The organism is Devosia soli, assembly GCF_000970455.1.
GTDB classification, from domain to species: Bacteria; Pseudomonadota; Alphaproteobacteria; order Rhizobiales; family Devosiaceae; genus Devosia; species Devosia soli.
The window spans coordinates 157,160-175,184 of record NZ_LAJG01000005.1; the positions used below are offsets into that span (position 1 = coordinate 157,160).

General features: G+C 59.6%; 16 protein-coding genes and 1 tRNA gene. 13 read left to right on the forward strand and 4 right to left on the reverse strand.

The window, feature by feature from the left end; genetic code table 11:
• The first annotated feature begins 71 nt into the window (after nucleotides 1-71).
• Together VW35_RS01430 and VW35_RS01435 are read left to right on the forward strand one after the other, a co-directional pair.
• Nucleotides 72-773: a creatininase family protein gene (locus tag VW35_RS01430; protein WP_046141239.1), complete on the forward strand. Its 702-nt coding sequence runs from the start codon at nucleotides 72-74 to the stop codon at nucleotides 771-773.
• A 4-nt stretch (nucleotides 774-777) separates the two neighbouring features.
• Entirely contained in the window at nucleotides 778-1,533 is a 756-nt protein-coding gene (locus tag VW35_RS01435; protein WP_046141240.1) for an SDR family NAD(P)-dependent oxidoreductase, read from the forward strand.
• A 15-nt stretch (nucleotides 1,534-1,548) separates the two neighbouring features.
• Here VW35_RS01435 and VW35_RS01440 read toward each other — a convergent pair whose 3' ends face one another.
• Together VW35_RS01440 and VW35_RS01445 are read right to left on the reverse strand one after the other, a co-directional pair.
• Nucleotides 1,549-2,901: a sigma-54-dependent transcriptional regulator gene (locus VW35_RS01440; RefSeq protein ID WP_280136753.1), complete on the reverse strand. Its 1,353-nt coding sequence runs from the start codon at nucleotides 2,899-2,901 to the stop codon at nucleotides 1,549-1,551.
• Complete coding sequence (locus VW35_RS01445) at nucleotides 2,894-4,753, reverse strand: ATP-binding protein (RefSeq protein ID WP_046141241.1); 1,860 nt, start codon at nucleotides 4,751-4,753, stop codon at nucleotides 2,894-2,896. Before VW35_RS01445 ends, VW35_RS01440 begins: the two co-directional genes overlap by 8 nt.
• 184 nt (nucleotides 4,754-4,937) lie before the next feature.
• On the opposite strand from VW35_RS01445, the gene VW35_RS01450 reads away from it, so the two are divergent.
• From VW35_RS01450 to VW35_RS01460, 3 genes are all read left to right on the forward strand, one after another.
• Nucleotides 4,938-5,906 carry a tripartite tricarboxylate transporter substrate-binding protein gene (locus tag VW35_RS01450; RefSeq protein ID WP_046141242.1) on the forward strand — a complete coding sequence of 323 codons (969 nt, stop codon included), beginning with the start codon at nucleotides 4,938-4,940 and terminating at the stop codon, nucleotides 5,904-5,906.
• A gap of 73 nt (nucleotides 5,907-5,979) precedes the next feature.
• Nucleotides 5,980-6,441: a tripartite tricarboxylate transporter TctB family protein gene (locus VW35_RS01455; RefSeq protein ID WP_046141243.1), complete on the forward strand. Its 462-nt coding sequence runs from the start codon at nucleotides 5,980-5,982 to the stop codon at nucleotides 6,439-6,441.
• Between the two features lie 9 nt (nucleotides 6,442-6,450).
• A complete protein-coding gene (locus VW35_RS01460) occupies nucleotides 6,451-7,956 on the forward strand; it encodes a tripartite tricarboxylate transporter permease (RefSeq protein ID WP_046141244.1) in 1,506 nt (501 codons plus the stop codon).
• Between the two features lie 149 nt (nucleotides 7,957-8,105).
• Here VW35_RS01460 and VW35_RS01465 read toward each other — a convergent pair whose 3' ends face one another.
• Nucleotides 8,106-8,792 carry a polysaccharide deacetylase family protein gene (locus VW35_RS01465; RefSeq protein ID WP_244465804.1) on the reverse strand — a complete coding sequence of 229 codons (687 nt, stop codon included), beginning with the start codon at nucleotides 8,790-8,792 and terminating at the stop codon, nucleotides 8,106-8,108.
• A 402-nt stretch (nucleotides 8,793-9,194) separates the two neighbouring features.
• Here VW35_RS01465 and VW35_RS01470 point away from each other — a divergent pair, with 402 nt between their 5' ends.
• From VW35_RS01470 to VW35_RS01500, 7 genes are all read left to right on the forward strand, one after another.
• Nucleotides 9,195-10,391 (forward strand): benzoate/H(+) symporter BenE family transporter, encoded by a 1,197-nt coding sequence (locus VW35_RS01470; protein ID WP_046141649.1) that lies wholly within the window; start codon nucleotides 9,195-9,197, stop codon nucleotides 10,389-10,391.
• On the forward strand, nucleotides 10,388-11,002 hold the full coding sequence (gene mobA, locus VW35_RS20340; RefSeq protein WP_161796839.1) for a molybdenum cofactor guanylyltransferase: 615 nt from the start codon (nucleotides 10,388-10,390) through the stop codon (nucleotides 11,000-11,002). The genes VW35_RS01470 and mobA overlap by 4 nt, the downstream gene beginning before the upstream one ends.
• Nucleotides 11,003-11,098: 96 nt before the next feature.
• Nucleotides 11,099-11,174: transfer RNA gene (locus VW35_RS01480), tRNA-Asn, on the forward strand.
• A gap of 112 nt (nucleotides 11,175-11,286) precedes the next feature.
• Nucleotides 11,287-12,516, forward strand: coding sequence for an MFS transporter (locus tag VW35_RS01485; RefSeq protein ID WP_046141245.1), 1,230 nt, complete (start codon nucleotides 11,287-11,289; stop codon nucleotides 12,514-12,516).
• Nucleotides 12,513-12,974, forward strand: a complete 462-nt coding sequence (locus tag VW35_RS01490) for an SRPBCC family protein (protein ID WP_046141246.1) — start codon at nucleotides 12,513-12,515, stop codon at nucleotides 12,972-12,974. The genes VW35_RS01485 and VW35_RS01490 overlap by 4 nt, the downstream gene beginning before the upstream one ends.
• 49 nt (nucleotides 12,975-13,023) lie before the next feature.
• The gene (locus tag VW35_RS01495) at nucleotides 13,024-14,436 is read left to right on the forward strand and encodes a cryptochrome/photolyase family protein (RefSeq protein WP_046141247.1); all 1,413 of its coding nucleotides are present in this window, start codon (nucleotides 13,024-13,026) and stop codon (nucleotides 14,434-14,436) included.
• A gap of 148 nt (nucleotides 14,437-14,584) precedes the next feature.
• Entirely contained in the window at nucleotides 14,585-15,634 is a 1,050-nt protein-coding gene (locus tag VW35_RS01500; protein ID WP_046141248.1) for a cysteine synthase A, read from the forward strand.
• A 14-nt stretch (nucleotides 15,635-15,648) separates the two neighbouring features.
• Here the strand turns inward: VW35_RS01500 and VW35_RS21895 are convergent, their stop codons facing one another.
• Nucleotides 15,649-16,338, reverse strand: coding sequence for a glyoxalase superfamily protein (locus tag VW35_RS21895; RefSeq protein ID WP_052951420.1), 690 nt, complete (start codon nucleotides 16,336-16,338; stop codon nucleotides 15,649-15,651).
• Between the two features lie 234 nt (nucleotides 16,339-16,572).
• Between VW35_RS21895 and cls the strand changes: the two genes are divergently transcribed.
• Nucleotides 16,573-18,024: a cardiolipin synthase gene (gene cls / locus VW35_RS01510; protein ID WP_244465805.1), complete on the forward strand. Its 1,452-nt coding sequence runs from the start codon at nucleotides 16,573-16,575 to the stop codon at nucleotides 18,022-18,024.
• Nucleotide 18,025: the final 1 nt, after the last annotated feature.

Consider the following 18,025-nt stretch of genomic DNA (forward strand, 5'->3'; position numbering starts at 1 on the left):
GTCAACCCTGAAGCGAGTTGCGCCGGGGGTCAATCGGTGACCCACCGCAGGATCGCGTCAGGACGTTGGCTGTGAAAATTTCCGACATGAATTGGTTTGCCGTTGAAGATTATCTGCGCCACGACGATCGAGCGATAATACCGCTCGGCTCGACTGAACAGCACGCCTATCTGTCGAATAGCGTTGATTCGATCCTCGCAGAGAAGGTGGCTGTCGAGGCTGCGGAGACGACCGGTGTCCTGGTCTTTCCCGTTCTTGCCTATGGCATCACTCCCTATTTCACGGCCTATCCCGGCAGCGTCTCCCTGCGCCTTGAAACCTATGGCCGGATCATCACCGATGTCCTCGACAGCCTTGCCGGACAGGGCTTTCGGCGCTTCCTGTTCGTCAATGGCCACGGCGGCAACAGCCCGGGCCAGACGACGGCGCTCGAATGGCTGAATAGTCATGCCGATTGCCGGGTGCGCTGGCATAATTGGTGGAATGCGCCCAAAACCTTCGCAAAGGTTCAAGCGATCGATCCCGTCGCGAGCCACGCCTCCTGGATGGAAAATTTCCCGTGGACGCGACTGCCCAATATCGGCATGCCCAGCGAACAAAAACCGATGAGTGATCTCGACAGACTCAAGACCATGGGGAGCCCGGCCGTGAAAGACTATCTCGGCGACGGCAATTTCGGCGGCTTTTACCAGCGCGCAGACGAAGACATGCATGCCATCTGGGATGTTGCGATCGAAGAAACGCGCAGCTTGATCGAAAACGACTGGAGTTAAGTCGGTGTCCGTTTCATTCGATTTTTCCGGCAAATCCGTCATCGTCACCGGGGCCGCGCAGGGTATTGGGCGGCAGATCGCGCAGAGCTTTTTCGATGCTGGTGCAAGGGTGGCGGCTTTCGACATCGATCGCGCCGGGATGGCAGCGCTCGAGAATTCCGCGCTTCTTGTCGATGTCGATCTTTCCGACCAGCAAGCGGTCGCCACGGCGGTTGAGACTGTCGTTGCCAAATTCGGTGGTATCGACATTCTTGTCACGGCGGCGGGGGGCGTCAGGGGTCAGGTGGGCGGCCCGATCGAGGCCGTGACGCAAGAAAACTGGCAGCGGCTGTTCGCTGCCAATGTCGAAAGCGCGCTTTGGTGCGCGCAGGCTGTCGCTCCGCACATGAAGAGGAGGAGCGCTGGGCGGATCGTCACGATTTCATCGGGCGCGGGTCTCCGTCCGAGCCTGACTGGCATTCAGGCTTATTCCGCTGCCAAGCACGCCCTGGTCGGCTTGACCAAGCAGCTTGCACTCGAACTCGGCCCTTCCGGCATCACCGTGAACAGCGTAGCGCCGGGATTTGTCCTTTCCAATCCTAACACCCAGCGACAATGGGATAGCTATTCGGCTGACCAACAAGATCGACTCGTTGCTTCGACCTTCATGCGGCGCCTTGGCACGCCAGAGGACATTGCCGCGGCAGCGCTCTTTCTAGCTTCAGAGGAAACATCCTGGATTTCCGGACAGATTCTTAGCGTCGACGGTGGCCGTGCCTAACCCTGAATTTTTAGCCTAGCGCTCGACACCCAGTCTCGACATCTTTTCGCTCAGGGTTCGACGCGGCACCTGCAGTGCCTCCGCCGCGGCAGCGATAGAATTGTTATGGCGCGTCAATTCGGCCTCGATCAGACGCCGTTCGTAGGCGGCCACACGTTCGGCTAGCCCACCCTGGACAGCAGGCGCATCGGCCACATCGAGACCGATGATCGCTTTGAGCGACCGGCCGGTCGCATCGAGGCCAATGGCAAAGCGATCCGCCGCGGCCTTCAACTCGCGCACATTGCCGGGCCATCTATGATGCAGCAGGGCCTGGATGTCAGCGGGATGCAGGGTTGGAACCGGACGACCGAAACGCTTGGCCGCCTCCCCAAGGAAATGGTGGAAGAGGAAAACGCAGTCGTCTCCGCGATCACGCAGTGGCGCGAGAGGCAACGTAGCGAGGTTGAGCCTATAATAGAGATCCGCGCGGAATCGGCCCTCGCGGCTTTCCTTGGCAAGATCAACTTTCGAGGCCGCAATAATGCGAAGGTCGAGCGGAATTTGCTTGTTGGAGCCCACACGCTCCACTACGCGCTCCTGGATGACGCGCAGGACTTTGGCTTGAGCCAGGAGCGGCATGGACTCGATTTCATCGAGCAGGAGCGTTCCGCCATTGGCATATTCGAACTTGCCGATGCGCTGCGCACCCGCACCCGTAAAGGCACCTGCCTCGTGGCCGAAGAGTTCGCTTTCGATCAAATCGGCCGGAATGGCAGCACAATTGACCGCGACGAATGCGCCTTTGGCGCGCGGCGAAAAATCATGAAGGCAACGGGCAACGACCTCCTTTCCCGTTCCGGTTTCACCCAAAATGATCAGGTCTGTGGGAATATGAGCCAGTTCAAGGACTGCTTGCCGAAGCCGCTCCATCGGGGGCGAATTGCCGACCAGCCGATTGGCCAGTTCGGCCTCACCGCCATCCAGGCGTCTCCGCAAACTGGCAATTTCGCGTTTGAGAGCAGACTGCTCAGCGGCCTTCTTCAAGCTTGAGACGAGTTCATCCGGCACATAGGGCTTCTGGATGAAGTCGAAGGCACCCTGCCGCATTGCTTCCACGGCCATTGGCACATCGCCGTGGCCAGTGATCAGAATGACTTCCGCCGGCACGGTTCGCTCTCGCACCTTGCGCAACAGATCGAGACCCGACAGGCCGGGCATGCGTACGTCACTCAGGATGACATGAGGCTTGACCTCGTCGAGCCGGGCGAGCGCCGAGCTGGCGTCGGTCGCGACGTGCGTTTCAAACCCTGATAACCGCAGCCATTGTTCGAGCGCAGTGCGGATCATTTCCTCATCGTCGACGATAAGCACGCTTTGGTCAGGCAATCTGTTCTCTTTCGGCTTTGACAACCATTGGAAGGGTCAGCGTGAAGCTGGCTCCATGGCCGGCTGGGCTTTTGACGGCAAGGGTACCGCCCATGTCGCGCACAAGGCCATAGGAGATCGATAGGCCAAGGCCCAGCCCCTCTCCTGGTCCCTTGGTGGAATAGAAGGGGTCGAAGATATTGGTCAGCGTTTCGGCCGGAATGCCGGTCCCCGTGTCGCTGACGGTGAAACCTGCGTGACCTTCAATTTCGACGTCGACACCGATCGAGAGAACGCGGACGCTCTGGCCAGCCATGGCATCGGCGGCGTTGGTGAAGAGATTGATCAGCACCTGTTCGATATGGACAGGATTGCCCGCCACTCTGATCGGCGCGCGCGGACGGCGGTATTCTACCTCGATGCCGAAGGCTCGCAGCTTGTGATCGACGAGCTCGAGCGCATTGGCAATAACGGCAGCTGCATCGGCTTCCATGGGCGCGCCGCTTTGCTTGCGGGCAAAGGTTTTGAGATGGCCGGTCAATGCAGCCAGGCGATCGACGATGCGGTCGATATGGCCGAGGACACTGGTGATGTCGTCATCCTGGCGGCGCGCGGCCAGAAGTTTGGCGCTGGCAAGGTGGGTCGTCAGCGCCGCAACGGGTTGGCTGACTTCATGGGCAACCCCCGCCAGTGCCTGGCCGAGGCTGGCAAGTTTGGCGGCTTGAACAAGATGACCCTGAACCGCCCGCTCGGCGGCCTCGGCCCGGATGCGTTCAGCGATCTCGGCCCGGAGGGCCTCATTGGTCACGTAGAGATCTTCGGTGCGCTCGGCTACGCGCTGTTCCAGCTTTTCATGATCGGCAAGGCGCTGGGCCAGCATGCGGCGGCGCTGGAGGAGGAGTGCGGCGATAAGGCAGAGCGCGGCTACGGCGAGCGCAGCGGCAAGGGCGGCGATCCAGGCATCGCGGAAGAGCGGCCAGGCGGGCGTGAAGGAAATGATACGCCACTGATGGACCGGCAGGCGCATCTCGTCAACGATGAAGATGCCGCTCGTATCGGTATCTTCGTCGGCGATATAGGCGAAATCTACGCCGCGCGAGGGCCAGATATCGACGGCGACTGGTTGATCGCTGGCGCCTTGCGCGCCATAGCGCAATTGCGGGGCGATCATCGCATAGGTGCTGGCAGGAAGCGGCGAGATCGGGCGATAGCGCCAATCAGGGCGGGTCGAAAGGATGGTGATATTGTTGATATCGACGATGCCTATCAGCTCGCCCGAGCGCCACCAATTGGCTTCTATCTCCCCGAGATTGACCTTGGTGACGGCAACGCCGAGCGGGCCATTTGCGCCGTCAATGCGGCGGGCGAGGAAATAACCGGCAACCCCGGTGACCGAACCGACGGCGTAGAATTTCGCATCGCCATCGAACATGGCTTCTTCGAAATAGGGGCGATAGGCGAGATTTTCGCCGACGAAACTGTCATATGCCCACCAATTGGAGGCAGCGACGACATGGCCATCGCGCGCGAGAACGAAAAGTTCGCCGGCGCCTGCCGTGTCATTGAGGCGGGAGAGGAAGGCATTGGCGGCGTCGCGGCGGTCCGTATCCTGCGGGTCGGCGAGAACGTCGCGGACTTCGGCGGCCAGCGCGATGCTCGAGGGGAGATAATGGAAGCGCTCGATGATTGCTTCGAGCGTACGATCAAAGAGCGCGAGGCGCCGATCGGCCTGATCGCCGGCATTGCGGAGGCCAGCCGAAAGCGTCCATTCAAACGCTACCCAGCCTGTGCCGAGGATGGCGAGAGCCGCCAAGGCGAAAGCGAGCAGCGTGCGCCGAGAGCGTATTCCGCGATGTACCGAACTCCTGGCCATGGTCCTCGCTGGCAAGAATTTGCCACCCTTCTGGGATGTTCTGGCAAGTTTCTGCCACATTGACCAGAACGGATTGCGAAAAACGCAGGTCTGGCTTGCATTTTTGAGTTGGCATACGGTTTGCAACACGAATTGCGAGACCGGCGGAGGAGCCGGCTAACAGATTATTTCCGGGAGGAAACCAATGAAGAAGACTTTTGCCGTCGCCACGCTGCTTGCCTTTGCCTTGTCCGGCACTGCCTTTGCGCAGGACTATCCAACCAAGCCGATTACGGTCGTCGTGCCCTTCTCGGCTGGCGGCCCGACCGACACCGTGGCGCGCCTCGTTGCGGAGGCGATGAGCCAGGACCTCGGCCAGCAGGTCGTGGTGCAAAACGTCGGCGGCGCGGGCGGTACGCTCGGAGCTGGCCAGGTCGCAACGGCACCCAACGACGGCTATACGCTGCTTCTCCACCATATCGGCATGTCCACCGCGCCGACCCTTTACCGCAGCCTGCCTTACGATCCGCTGACCGACTTCGCGACCATCGGTCTCATCACTTCGGTGCCGATGACGTTGGTCGCGCGTAAGGATTTTGAACCCAACACGCTCGAGGAACTGCTGACCTACATCAAGGAGAACGGCGAGAATGTCACCTATGCCCATGCCGGTATCGGTTCGGCAAGCCAGCTCTGCGGCATGCTGCTCATGGAGCAGACCGAAACCGTCATGACCACCGTGCCCTATCAGGGTGCCGGTCCGGCGATGACCGATATCATCGGCGGCCAGATTGACATGATCTGCGATCAGACCACCAACACAACGACCCAGATCCAGGCCGGTGAAGTCAAGGCTTATGCCGTTACCTCGCCTGAGCGTCTGACCAACCTCCCGGATTTGCCGACCACCAAAGAAGCCGGACTCGATCTCGAAATCGGCGTGTGGCACGGACTTTATGCGCCGGCGGGCACTGATCCGGCGATCATCGAGCGCCTTGAAGGTTCGCTCCAGAAGGCTCTGACCAACGAAACGGTCGTCGCCCGCTTTGCCGAACTCGGTACGACGCCGGTAACGGCTGCCGAAGCCACTCCCGAAGCCCTGACCGAAACGTTGACCAGCCAGATCGAACTCTGGCGCGGCGTGATCGAAGCGGCCGGCGTCTACGCCGAATAAGCCAACAGCAAAGCGGCCCGCGTCCGTGCGGGCCGCGCCGGCACACAACCAACAGGTCTTTGGGGAGGCGGCCATGCTGGCCAAGTTTTCACTCCGCGAACTACTCGCGGGCGGCATCTTCGTGCTCGCCGGCGCTTATTTCGCGCTCGAAGCACTCAATTATGAGGTGGGAACCGCTTTCCGCATGGGTCCAGGCTTCATGCCGCTGCTGCTCGGCGCCGTGCTCGCCATGCTGGGCATCGGTGTTGCCGCTAGTGGCTGGCAGAAGCCGGACATCGAGAAGCCGCTGCCGCCATCCTGGCGCGGCATTGCGTTGATCATCGGCGTCGTCATCTTTTTTGGCGCGACCATTCGCGGGCTGGGCTTCGTACCGGTCGTATTCATCGGCGCCTTCGGTTCGGCCATGGCCAGCCGGCTCAATTCGCCGCTCTTTGCCGCGCTTTTGGCGGCCGGGCTCACCGTTCTCTGCACCGCCATCTTCGTCATCGGCCTCGGCATGACCGTGCCGTGGTTCGGACCCTGGCTCGGTCAATAGGAGCGATCAATGGATATCATCGGCTATCTCGGCCTCGGCTTTTCCGTCGCCCTCGACCCCATCAACATTCTCTACTGTTTTATCGGCGTGCTGCTCGGCACCCTGGTCGGCGTCCTCCCCGGCATCGGGCCGACGGCGACAATCGCCATGCTCTTGCCGATCACATTCTCCCTCTCGCCAGCCGCCGCGCTGATCATGCTCGCCGGCATTTATTACGGCGCCCAATATGGTGGCTCGACTACCGCGATCCTGATCAACCTGCCGGGTGAAAGTTCGTCGGCGGTGACGGCAATCGACGGCTACCAGATGGCCAAGAAAGGCCGCGCCGGACATGCGCTCGCGACTGCGGCTCTCGGCTCGTTCTTTGCCGGCACGGTCGGGACGCTGCTTCTAGCCTTCTTCGCCCCGCCCCTGGCGCGAGCGGCGCTCAATTTTGGGGCGCCGGAATATTTCGCGCTGATCGTTCTTGGGCTTCTGGTCTCGATCGCTCTGGCCCATGGCTCGATCCTGAAAGCGCTGGCGATGATCGTTCTGGGTCTCCTCCTCGGGATGGTGGGCCAGGACATCTATACTGGCACGCCGCGCTTCACGCTGGGCATACGCGAGCTCTATTCAGGCCTCAACTTCGTCTCCGTGGCCGTCGGCATCTTTGGCGTCGCCGAAATCCTGCGCAATCTCGAAAACGAGAAGGGCCGCGATGTCATGGTCAAATCCGTCAAGGGACTGTGGCTCGGCAAGGAAGAACTCAAGCGCATCGTCGCTCCGGTGGTGCGCGGGACGGCACTCGGCTCCATCCTCGGCATCCTGCCGGGCGGGGGACATATCCTTGCGTCATTCGCCTCCTATTCGGCGGAAAAGCGGCTTTCCAAGCACCCGGAGGAATTCGGCCATGGTGCTATCGAAGGCGTGGCGGGTCCTGAATCGGCGAATAATGCGGCGGCGCAGACCTCGTTCATTCCGCTGATGACCCTCGGCATTCCGGCCCATCCTGTGATGGCGCTAATGGTTGGTGCCTTCATTCTCCAGGGCATTACACCCGGCCCGAACGTGATCAACGACCAGCCGGCACTCTTCTGGGGCATCATCGCGTCGATGTGGATCGGCAACCTCTTGCTGGTGCTTTTGAACCTGCCGCTGATCGGGCTCTGGGTGAAGATGCTCTCCATCCCCTATCGCGCGCTGTTCCCGGCCATAGTGCTCTTTGCCTGCATCGGCTGCTATTCGATCAACCAGAACATTTTTGACGTCTTCGCCATCGGCTTCTTCGGCATCCTTGGCTATGTGCTGATCCGCCTTGGCTGCGAACCGGCACCACTCCTTCTCGGCTTCGTCCTGGGGCCGCTCCTCGAAGAACACTTGCGCCGCGCCATGATCATCTCGCGCGGTGACCCGATGGTTTTCCTCGAACGCCCGATCTCGGCAACGCTGCTGGGTTTGGCCTTGCTCGCGGTGATCATTGCGGTGCTTCCCTCGATCCGGAAGAAGCGCAAGGAAGTGTTTGTCGAAGAGGACTGAGACGACTCTGCCCAAAATCATCGGCCGCCGGAAAGCGGCCGATTTCTTTGCAGCATTGGAGCGCATCGCTTGCCGGATAATGGTCCCATCCAGCCGGGACTGCTGGTTTTACCTAATGCCCGCGTTCACGATCCCTGACCTCCGGATCGCTACTGAGTGACGGTGCCGCCCTCAGTGGCGAGATCATCTAGACCCGCGGTGATCAAGTCTCGGCCGAAAATCGAATTGTCGCGCGGGACAAGACGGACGACCGAATAACCGCGCTTGGCGAGTTGATCGAGAAAGATCGGGAGCATGTCGACGGTGCGCTGGTGGATGTCGTGGAACAGCACTATGCCGCTTCCACGTGCATCAAGGCGTGCCAAGGTGCGCGCTGCCACAGCTTCGGGCGTGTCCTTGTAATAGTCCTTGCTATCGATATCGACGTCGAGCACGACGGCCCCACTATGCAACAACCCCGTCCGCAGAAAGCCGGTCTGCGCCAGATAAGGAAAGCGGAAGAACGGCGATAGTTTTTGTCCGCCACCCGCCAAGGCAGCCGACACTGCGTCCTCGCCCTTGACGATCTCAGCGATCGCCTCCTGACGGGTAAGGTGTGAAAGGTCGACATGCCCATAGGTATGGCTGCCGACCGTGTGCCCGGCGATGGCCACGCGTTGAGCCAGTCGCGGATTGGCCTGGGCGGAGGCACCAAGCATCAGGAAGGTCGCTTTGACATTGTAGTCGGCCAGCAACTGCAGGATGGCATCAGTCTTGCCGGCTCTCGGGCCATCGTCAAAGGTAAGCACGACTTCGCCAGGCTTGAGCGCGATATCGGCTGTTGTTGCGACTGCCAAGGTCCGCCCGCCGAGATTCGACGGGGAGAATATCTCTCTCGGCAAAGGTTGGCTCGATTGGCTAAGCGAGGCTAGCACGGCTATGGCCCCCGTATTGACCATATCCACCTTTGCGGTGGCGCTCAGCCTTGGCTGTGTACTCGGCGCCTTCGCGCATCCGCCTAGTAAAGCGCCAAAGACCAGGAGGCAAAACAGAAGGCGGGACGGCGGCACGACGGACACTCGATTTCACATGAACATGTCCGCGAGATTTTGCGATTATGGTTAATTTTCCACTCGTGAGAAATTAAGGAGATATTACAGGTCAATTGGTTAAGCGCATTTAACCAATTTCCGATGCTGCTTGCGCGCTGGACCTGTTCAAAAAAAGCATTAGCGTTGAAGCCTCTGGAGGGAATCGTCATGAGCGCAGAGAGCACCTTGGCAGCGCCTGGCGGACGGCAGGAATATTTTCAGCCGATCATGGCTGGCGCCTTGGCGGCAACGGTCGGTTATGCCAGCACCTTCACGGTGGTACTCGCCGCATTGACAGCCGCGGGCGCTTCACCTCAGCAGGCTGGGTCTGGGCTCCTCTCCGTCTGCCTCGCTTTGGGTTTCCTCAACATCATCGTCGCTTGGCGCGTAAGAACGCCAATCAGCTTTGCTTGGACGACCCCCGGCGCGGCCTTTCTGTTGACTGTAGGCGAACCGGTTGGAGGCTTTCCGGCAGTCGCAGGCGCGTTTCTCGTTGCCGCCGCACTGATCCTCCTTACAGGCCTCGTCAAGCCGCTGGCGCGTTTGATCGCTGCCATCCCAGCACCGATCGCCAATGCCATGCTGGCGGGTATGCTTTTGACGCTTTGCCTCGCGCCAATTACCGCATTGGGCGAAGTTCCCCTCTTTGTTCTGCCCATTCTGCTGGCCTGGGCTCTGGGGCTTCGTTTTGCGCGCCGTTACGCGGTGCCGATTGCTGTACTCGTCACTGGTCTGGTGCTGGCTTTCACCACTCACTTGCCGCCCGGCGCGCTTGATGGCACCTGGCCAGTTCTGCTTCCCGTGATGCCTGTTTTCACCTGGGACGCAATCGTCCGCATTGGATTGCCCGTCTATGTCGTGACCATGGCGTCCCAGAACCTGCCCGGCATTGCGGTCATGAAAGCAAATGGCTTTGACCTTCGCCCTTCCCCGATTTTTGTTCTGACGGGTATTGGAAGCGCAATCACCGCCTTGTTCGGAGGGCACGCGATCAATCTTGCCGCGATCACCGCCGCTATCTGTGCCGGGCCGGAAGCGCATCCTGACCCTGACAAACGCTGGCCTGCACCGGTCGCGGCTGGCGTCATGTATCTGCTGCTGGGCCTTGCCGCGAGTCTCGCCGCCGCATTCATCGCCGCCTCGCCGCCGATTCTCATCCAGGCCGTCGCAGGTTTGGCGCTTCTTTCAAGCCTCGCTTCGGCGCTGTCAGGCGCATTGGCGCAGGAAGACGTGCGCTTGCCTGCCATTTTGACTTTTGTTGCTACAGCGTCGGGCATCACTATTTTCGGTGTCAGCGCTCCGTTCTGGGGGCTCGTCGGCGGCATTGCGCTTCTTTTCCTGCTCAAGCCGCGGCAAGTTGCGTGACAAAAACGTTTGGCGTGATCCTCGCCGGAGGATCAGGAACACGCCTAGGCGGTGTTCGAAAAGCAGACATCCGAATTGGTGGTCAGCGCCTCCTTGACAGGGTCCTCATGGTTTTCGACGGCCAAGTCGATCATCTGATCGTGTCGACAGGAGGTTTCGACCTTGCTACGCCGAAAGCGGTTCAGGTTGTTGCCGACCGCGGGGGCAGCGGGCCGCTGGAAGGAATGCGCGCAGCGTGTGAAACACTAGGCCCAGAGGCAGCGGAAATCGTGGTCTTTGCGGCTGTCGACGCTCCTTTCCTACCATCGGATTACGTTCGACGGATCGCATCGACTGCCGGAGATCGTGGCGCGGCCTTTGCTGCCTACGGCGAATCTTTTTATCCCACCAACAGTGCCTGGCGTCTCGAGACGCTGCGCAAGCAACTAGCCGCATGTAAGCCAGATGACGGCCCTAAGGTCCTGCTCCGGAAAGCCAGTGCCTCGCGGCTCGATTGGAAGGATCAAAGTGGTCATGATCCTTTCGCTAACCTCAACACGCTTGCCGACCTGATCGCCTTGCAACGCCGGGCACCCGACCCTTTTGGTAACCAAAGCGCACCCGCGCTGTGACAGATTTATTCACAGGCGGCGCAACGAAGGGCTTGGCAAACCAAATCAAGTTGGGTACACGGACCTCGCCTTCGCAAGAAGGCCTTACCGAAGTGTTCCGCGATAGCTCAGTTGGTAGAGCGTTCGACTGTTAATCGAATGGTCGCTGGTTCGAGTCCAGCTCGCGGAGCCATCGGGGTTTACCCTCCCCTCTCAATCACATCGCTCTGCTCAATTTTTGAGCAATGAGCGTTGTACTCTCGAGCTTGTCAGGCTAGGAGAGGCTTCATCCTGGAATGCCTCTCATGACGACCTCGACCAGCAGCCCCGCCTCATTGGCCGGCCAGCAAACTGCTCTGAGCATCATTTTTGCTGTTAGCGGCGCCCATCTTCTCAATGACTTGCTGCAGTTTCTGCTCCCGGCGCTTTATCCCCTGCTAAAGGTCAATTACGAGCTTAATTATCTGCAGATCGGGCTTTTGACGCTGGGGCAACAGATCACCGCCTGCTTCCTGCAGCCGGTGTTCGGCCTGCGTGGGGACTTGAAGCCGAAGCCCTATAGCCTCGCGATTTCGCTGGTGATCGTCACGGTCGGCGTCTTGGGACTCGCCCTGGCACCAAGCTATATCTGGCTCTTTGTCGCCTCCGTCGTCATGGGTATCGGCTCGGCGATCTTTCACCCCGAAGCATCGCGCGTGGCGCGAATGGCGTCGGGCGGCAAGCTCGGGTTTGCACAATCGCTGTTTCAGGTCGGAGGCAATATCGGCACTGCGCTAGGCCCCCTGGCCGCCGCTATGATTCTATTGCCGCTCGGGCAGGTAACAACCAGCTGGTTCCTGATCGCGGGCCTTCTCGGCATCGCCCTCCTCGCTCATGTGGGAGGTTGGTTCGTCGAACATCAGCGCCAGGCAGCTGCCCGCCCAGCCGTCGTGCTCTCGAGGCCCAGCCTCGCTCGGGGTCGGCTCATCGTCGCCTTTGCGGTGATCGGCGCGCTACTCTTCAGCAAGTTCATCTATATCGAGGGGATGAAGAGCTATTACGCTTTCTTCCTCATCGAAAAATTCGGCCTTTCGGCGCAGGAATCGCAGATTTATCTCTTCCTTTTCCTCGGCGCAGTGGCCGCGGGAACATTTATCGGTGGTCCGGTCGGCGACCGGTATGGACGGCTATCGGTCATCTGGATTTCGATTTTGGGAGCCCTGCCCTTTACCCTGGCCCTGCCCTATCTCGACCTTTATGGCACGGCGGCCATGAGCATCATGACTGGGCTGATCCTATCTTCAGCGTTCTCGGCGATGGTGGTCTATGCGCAGGAGTTGGTGCCGGGAAAAGTTGGGATGATCGCTGGCTTCGTCTTCGGCTTTGCCTTCGGCATTGGCGCGCTCGGCGCTGCGGCGATGGGCGCGCTCGCAGACAAGATCGGCATCGTCCAGGTCTTTCAGATTTGCGGTTTCCTGCCCATCTTGGGTATCCTTACCATCTTCCTGCCGCGTACGGCAGAATTACACCCGCCGGCCAAGGAGCAAGTCGCATGAGTGAAGGCATCGACCTCGACAATGAAAGCCAGATCACGCTGACGCGGAAGATCGGCGCCAATGTCAGCGACGTCTTTTCAGCCTGGACCGATCCTGCCCTGATCGAACAGTGGCAAGTGGATGAAGCCGAGTTCGAGCCCTTGAAAGGTGGCGAGTATCGCTTTGTCACCTTTGGCGATGAAGACGAGGCTGACCATGAAGTGACCGGCGAAATCCTCGACATCGTCGAAGACGAGAAGCTCGTGATGTCCTGGGTTCACCGCGACGAGGAAGCTGACGAAGAGCTGTTGTTCGTCCTCGACATCAGCTTCCGCGCCATCGACGATGACAACACCGAAATCACGGTCATTGAACGGGGATTGCCGCACGCTGACCCGCAGACACGCATATTTTCGATGGAAGCTTGGAGTTCCGCTCTCGAGCAACTCGCCGAGGTGATGGAAGAAGTGATCGACTGAACCGGAGCGCTGTCCAAAGCGTAGTAACGGAAAGCACCGGAGCTTCGCCTTGGATCGACCGACCTGCCTTGTCTGGCTGCGCAACGACCTGCGCCTCGCCGACAATCCCGCCCTAACTGCGGCCTGTGCCTCGGATATGAGAGTTGTGGCGCTCTATATCCACGAAGCTGACGACGGCGTTCGCGGCCCAGGCAGCGCGGCCAGGTGGTGGCTTCACCACAGTCTCGTTTCCCTGGCTGCTGACCTCGGCAAGATCGGCATTCCGCTCTTCGTTGAAGCTGGGAAGGCGGCTCTCGTTCTGGAGCGGGCTACAAATGACCACGGCATCCAGGCAGTGCATTGGAATCGTCGTTACGCGCCAGCCGAGCGGGAAGTCGACCACACCATTAAAGAACATCTGCGCTCTCGGGGCATCGCGGTGGCCTCGCATGTCGGCAATGTGCTGGCGGAGCCGTGGACGATACAGACGGGCCAAGGCAAACCGTATTCAGTCTATTCCCCCTTTTGGCGCACCCTGAAGGACCGCGCCATCGACGAGCCTCAGCAGGCACCCAAGAAGCACGGTGAGCCCCTCAAGCCTAAAGGCATAGACGACACTTACAAGGCGCCGAAATGGTCCACAAAGTTCGACGGACTATGGACCATTGGCGAGGCGGGTGCGCGCAAGGCCCTGCATGACTTTCTCGATGAGCGGCTCGACATCTATCCCGAAGGCCGCGACTTTCCGGGCCGGGATGCGACGTCGAGGCTCTCCCCGCATCTTCGCTTCGGTGAAATTACCGCCCGTCAGATCTGGCATTCGGTGCACGCCCTGATCGAGGCCGAGCCAGAGCGGGCCGAGGCCGGCTATAAATTTCTGTCCGAGCTGGCCTGGCGCGATTTCAGCTATCATCAGCTCTATCATCGCCAGGATATCGCTAGCGTCCCGATGCAGGAAAAATACGCTGGCATGCGCTGGCGCGATGACGCAAAGGCGGAAAAAGCCTGGCAGGCGGGCCAAACGGGCATTCCTATCGTTGATGCCGGGATGCGCGAACTCTGGGCGACAGGCTATATGCAGAATCGCGTTCGCATGCTGGTCGCGTCCCTTCTCACCAAAAATCTCCTGATCGATTGGAAAAACGGAGAGCGGTGGTTCTGGGACTGTCTTGTCGACTGCGACATCGCCAACAACCCGGCAAGCTGGCAATGGGTGGCAGGCAGCGGACTTGATGCCGCGCCTTACTTTCGCATCTTCAATCCCGTTACCCAAGGCGAGCGCTTCGATGCTGGCGGCGACTATGTACGTCGCTGGGTGCCAGAATTGGCTAAGCTCGACGATAGGTGGCTCCATGATCCTGCCTCCGCACCGAAGGACGTCCTGGAAAAGGCGGGCATCAAGATCGGAGAAACCTATCCGGCACCCATCGTTGATCTTAAATCCTCACGCGAGCGCGCGCTTGATCGGCAAAAGGAACTCTAGAAAAAGAAACTGCATTGATCGCCCGGGCGGGGCGCACAGTTCTGCCAGTGGCCCGGCGACCGGAAAGTCGTGCCATTTCCGATGTTTGAGGCTTGTTCGACGGGGGACTGGCCCCTACCATCCTTCATAAACAACCACTAGAGCGATCATGGCCAAGCACGACGATCTCATCTCCGCCATCGGCAACACGCCCCTCATTCGCCTCAGCCGGGTTTCGGCGCTGACGGGTTGCGAGATTTGGGGCAAGGCAGAATTTCTCAATCCCGGCCAGTCCGTAAAGGATCGCGCAGCCCTCTTCATCATCCACGACCTCGTCAAATCAGGCGCGCTAAAGCCTGGCGGTACGATTGTGGAAGGCACCGCGGGTAACACCGGAATTGGGCTGACCCTGGTTGCCAATTCTCTGGGCTTCAAGTCCGTGATCGTCATTCCTGAAACTCAGAGCCAGGAAAAGAAGGACGCACTGCGCCTTTATGGTGCCGAACTCATCGAAGTGCCGGCCAAGCCCTACAAGAACCCGAACAATTACATCAAGCTGTCGGGGCGCCTCGCGGAAAAACTCAATCGTGAACTCCCGGAGGGAGCGGTCTGGGCCAATCAGTTCGACAACGTGTCGAACAAGCGTGCTCATATCGAAACCACCGGACCGGAAATCTGGCACCAGACCAATGGCCGTATCGATGGCTTCATCTGCGCAGTCGGTTCAGGTGGCACTTTGGCCGGCGTTGCCGAAGCGCTCCGGTCACGTAATTCCGACATAAAGATCGGCCTGGCCGATCCCGAAGGCGCCGCGCTTTATGAATATTACGCGCACGGCACGCTCAAATCCTCGGGCAACTCGATCACCGAAGGCATCGGTCAGGGCCGCATCACGGCCAATCTTGAAGGCCTGACGATCGACCATCCTTACCAGATTTCAGACGCCGAGGCCCTGCCCTACATCTTCGACCTCCTCGAGCACGAAGGCCTTTGCCTCGGCGGCTCGAGCGCCATCAACATCGCTGGCGCGGTGCGCATGGCGCGCGACCTCGGCCCCGGCAAGACGATCGTCACCATCCTCTGCGACTACGGCAACCGATATGCCAGCAAGATCTTCAATCCCGATTTCCTGCGCGGAAAAAATCTTCCCGTTCCCCCGTGGATGGAAGCCCGCATCCCGATCGATATCTCGGACATTATCGAAGAAGAGCCGGCGTGACGCCGGCTCTAAAACTAGGCGCTGAAGTCCAGATTAGTTGGCTTCCGCAGCACGCCGCTGTCCGGCATGTTCAACGGGATTGAGTTGGATACTTCTGTCAGTTCTATCGCTCGCGCAAGCCCGCGTCCGGATCCTTTAAGGTAGAATCCGAAATTCAGCGCCACAGCGTCCTCGGGCACATCGAAAACGATTGTGCGGATTGTCCAATCGGTATTGCCGTTGATTGGACCAGCAATTTGAGACCGTTCCAAGTTTTCAAAGCGCGATGACCCAGCTGGTCCATCGACCCTGAACCACGGGGTAACCCCACCTGAAACGCCTACAGATTTGATCTGACACCTTAGTCTTGTTCGCTTGCCACGATAATCCGATGCGTCAATGGCTTGCATCAAAGTGCAAAAATCCGCTTCCGAAAGGTAGGCTTCAGCGCCGGGCTTGCTTTCGATAACCGCCGCATGGTCTGTCTGATCGACATTGATACGATAGGCGCTAGGATTATTCCCCGATTTGCTCCATGCCTTGGGCACGAGTTCATGAGCTATACCGTACGCTTCGATCTTGGCGCTCAGAATATTCCAATTGGCGACGCCGAACTGCCTGGCCAGCAGTTCAAGACTATCGCTATGAGACAGTTCAATATTCCGTTCCGCCAATGCCTGCCGCAGCAGTTTAGCCATGAGCTTTGCGTCCATGAACGTATGCATGGTCTGATCCTCTCGGGCGGACTTGTAGCGGCCAGTGCTCGCGTTGCTGACGGTTCGTCCGCCATCTAGGGGTCAAACCTAAGCATTTGTCATGCATTCACCAGCCCTTACGGGTGCGAGCGGCGGGCTGCATGAGCCTACGGTCAATGCTAGCGCAGTGCATCCTCGTGTCAACGGGATTGTCCAGCGGCTGCTGGCTGATAGAGTGCGCGGCAAATTGGAGAACCCCCAGCCTTGTTCGGCATCGACGACATTCTGCGCGCCATAGTTGCGGACCTGCATCTGGTGGCCGCGATCATGGGCGCCATTTATCTCCTCGCGTTCATCTGTGCGGTCCGCGAGATCTATAATTCCCGGACTTCGCAGGGGTCGATCGCCTGGCTTCTGTCCCTGGCGCTGCTCCCATTTCCGACGGTGTTCGTCTATCTCGTCTTCGGCTGGAAGTTCTTCGATGACTACGCCACCGATCGAATCAAGAACGGTCGCGCGGATCGGCCCCTGCGCGCCAAGGACCTCGCGCTGATCGATCGAGACACCGATGCCAAATGGCCGGTGCAGGTTGCCGTTTCGGAATTGCCTTTTCTCAAAGGCAATGACGTCGAGCTACTCGTCGATGGCCAGGCAACGTTCGAATCCATCTTTGCCGGGATCGAGGCGGCAGAACACTATCTGCTGGTGCAATTCTATATCGTACGGGACGACGCGCTCGGCCAGCAGCTTGCGGAACGGCTGATCGCCAAGGCAAAGTCTGGCGTCGAAGTCCGCTTGCTTTACGACGATATCGGCAGCACCGGCATGCCAAAGCGTTTCCGCACACAGATGCGCGATGCCGGCATCAAGGTCGCGGGCTTCAACCAGCGCCACAAGTTCATGCGGTTTTACGGTCCGACCCGGATCAATTACCGCAACCATCGCAAGATCGTCGTCGCCGACGGCAAGCATGCCTGGGTCGGCGGACACAATGTCGGCGTGGAATATCTCGGCGAGAACCCCAAGTTCGGCCGTTGGCGCGATACGCATGTTCGTGTCTCGGGGCCAGCCGCTCTCGGTTGCGCTCTTCTCTTCCGCGAGGATTGGGAATGGGCGACCGGCGAGCGCTTGCCGGCAACCCCACCAAAGGAACTGGAAACGCCGGGCGATCAGTCCGTTCTAGTCATGGGCAGCGGGCCTGCCGATCAGCTCGAGGAATGCGCTATCGCCTATGTCGACCTCATAGGGCGGGCGCGCGAAAGACTTTGGATCGTCAGCCCCTATTTCGTGCCGGATACCGATATCCGCACGGCACTCTTTGCCGCGCGGCTGCGGGGCGTCGACGTCCGGATCATGCTGCCTGACAATCCTGATCACTTGATGGTTTGGCTCGCGAGCATCGCGCATGCCGATGCCATGGTTCAGCATGATATCGGCGTCTATCGCTATACCGACGGGTTCCTGCACCAGAAGGTTGTGCTGATGGACGACGAGATTGCCACCGTCGGTAGCGTCAATTTCGACAATCGGTCATTCGCGATCAATTTCGAGATCACCCTCTGGTTCACCGATCCGCAGGCCATTCGCGACGTCGAGGAAATGCTGGAAGCCGATTTCCTGCTTTGCCGCCAAGTGAGCACGGCCGAAGTCTCGACGCGGCCAATGGTGCTCTACTTCCTGACGCAGGCCGCGCGCCTATTGTCGCCCGTGCTTTAAG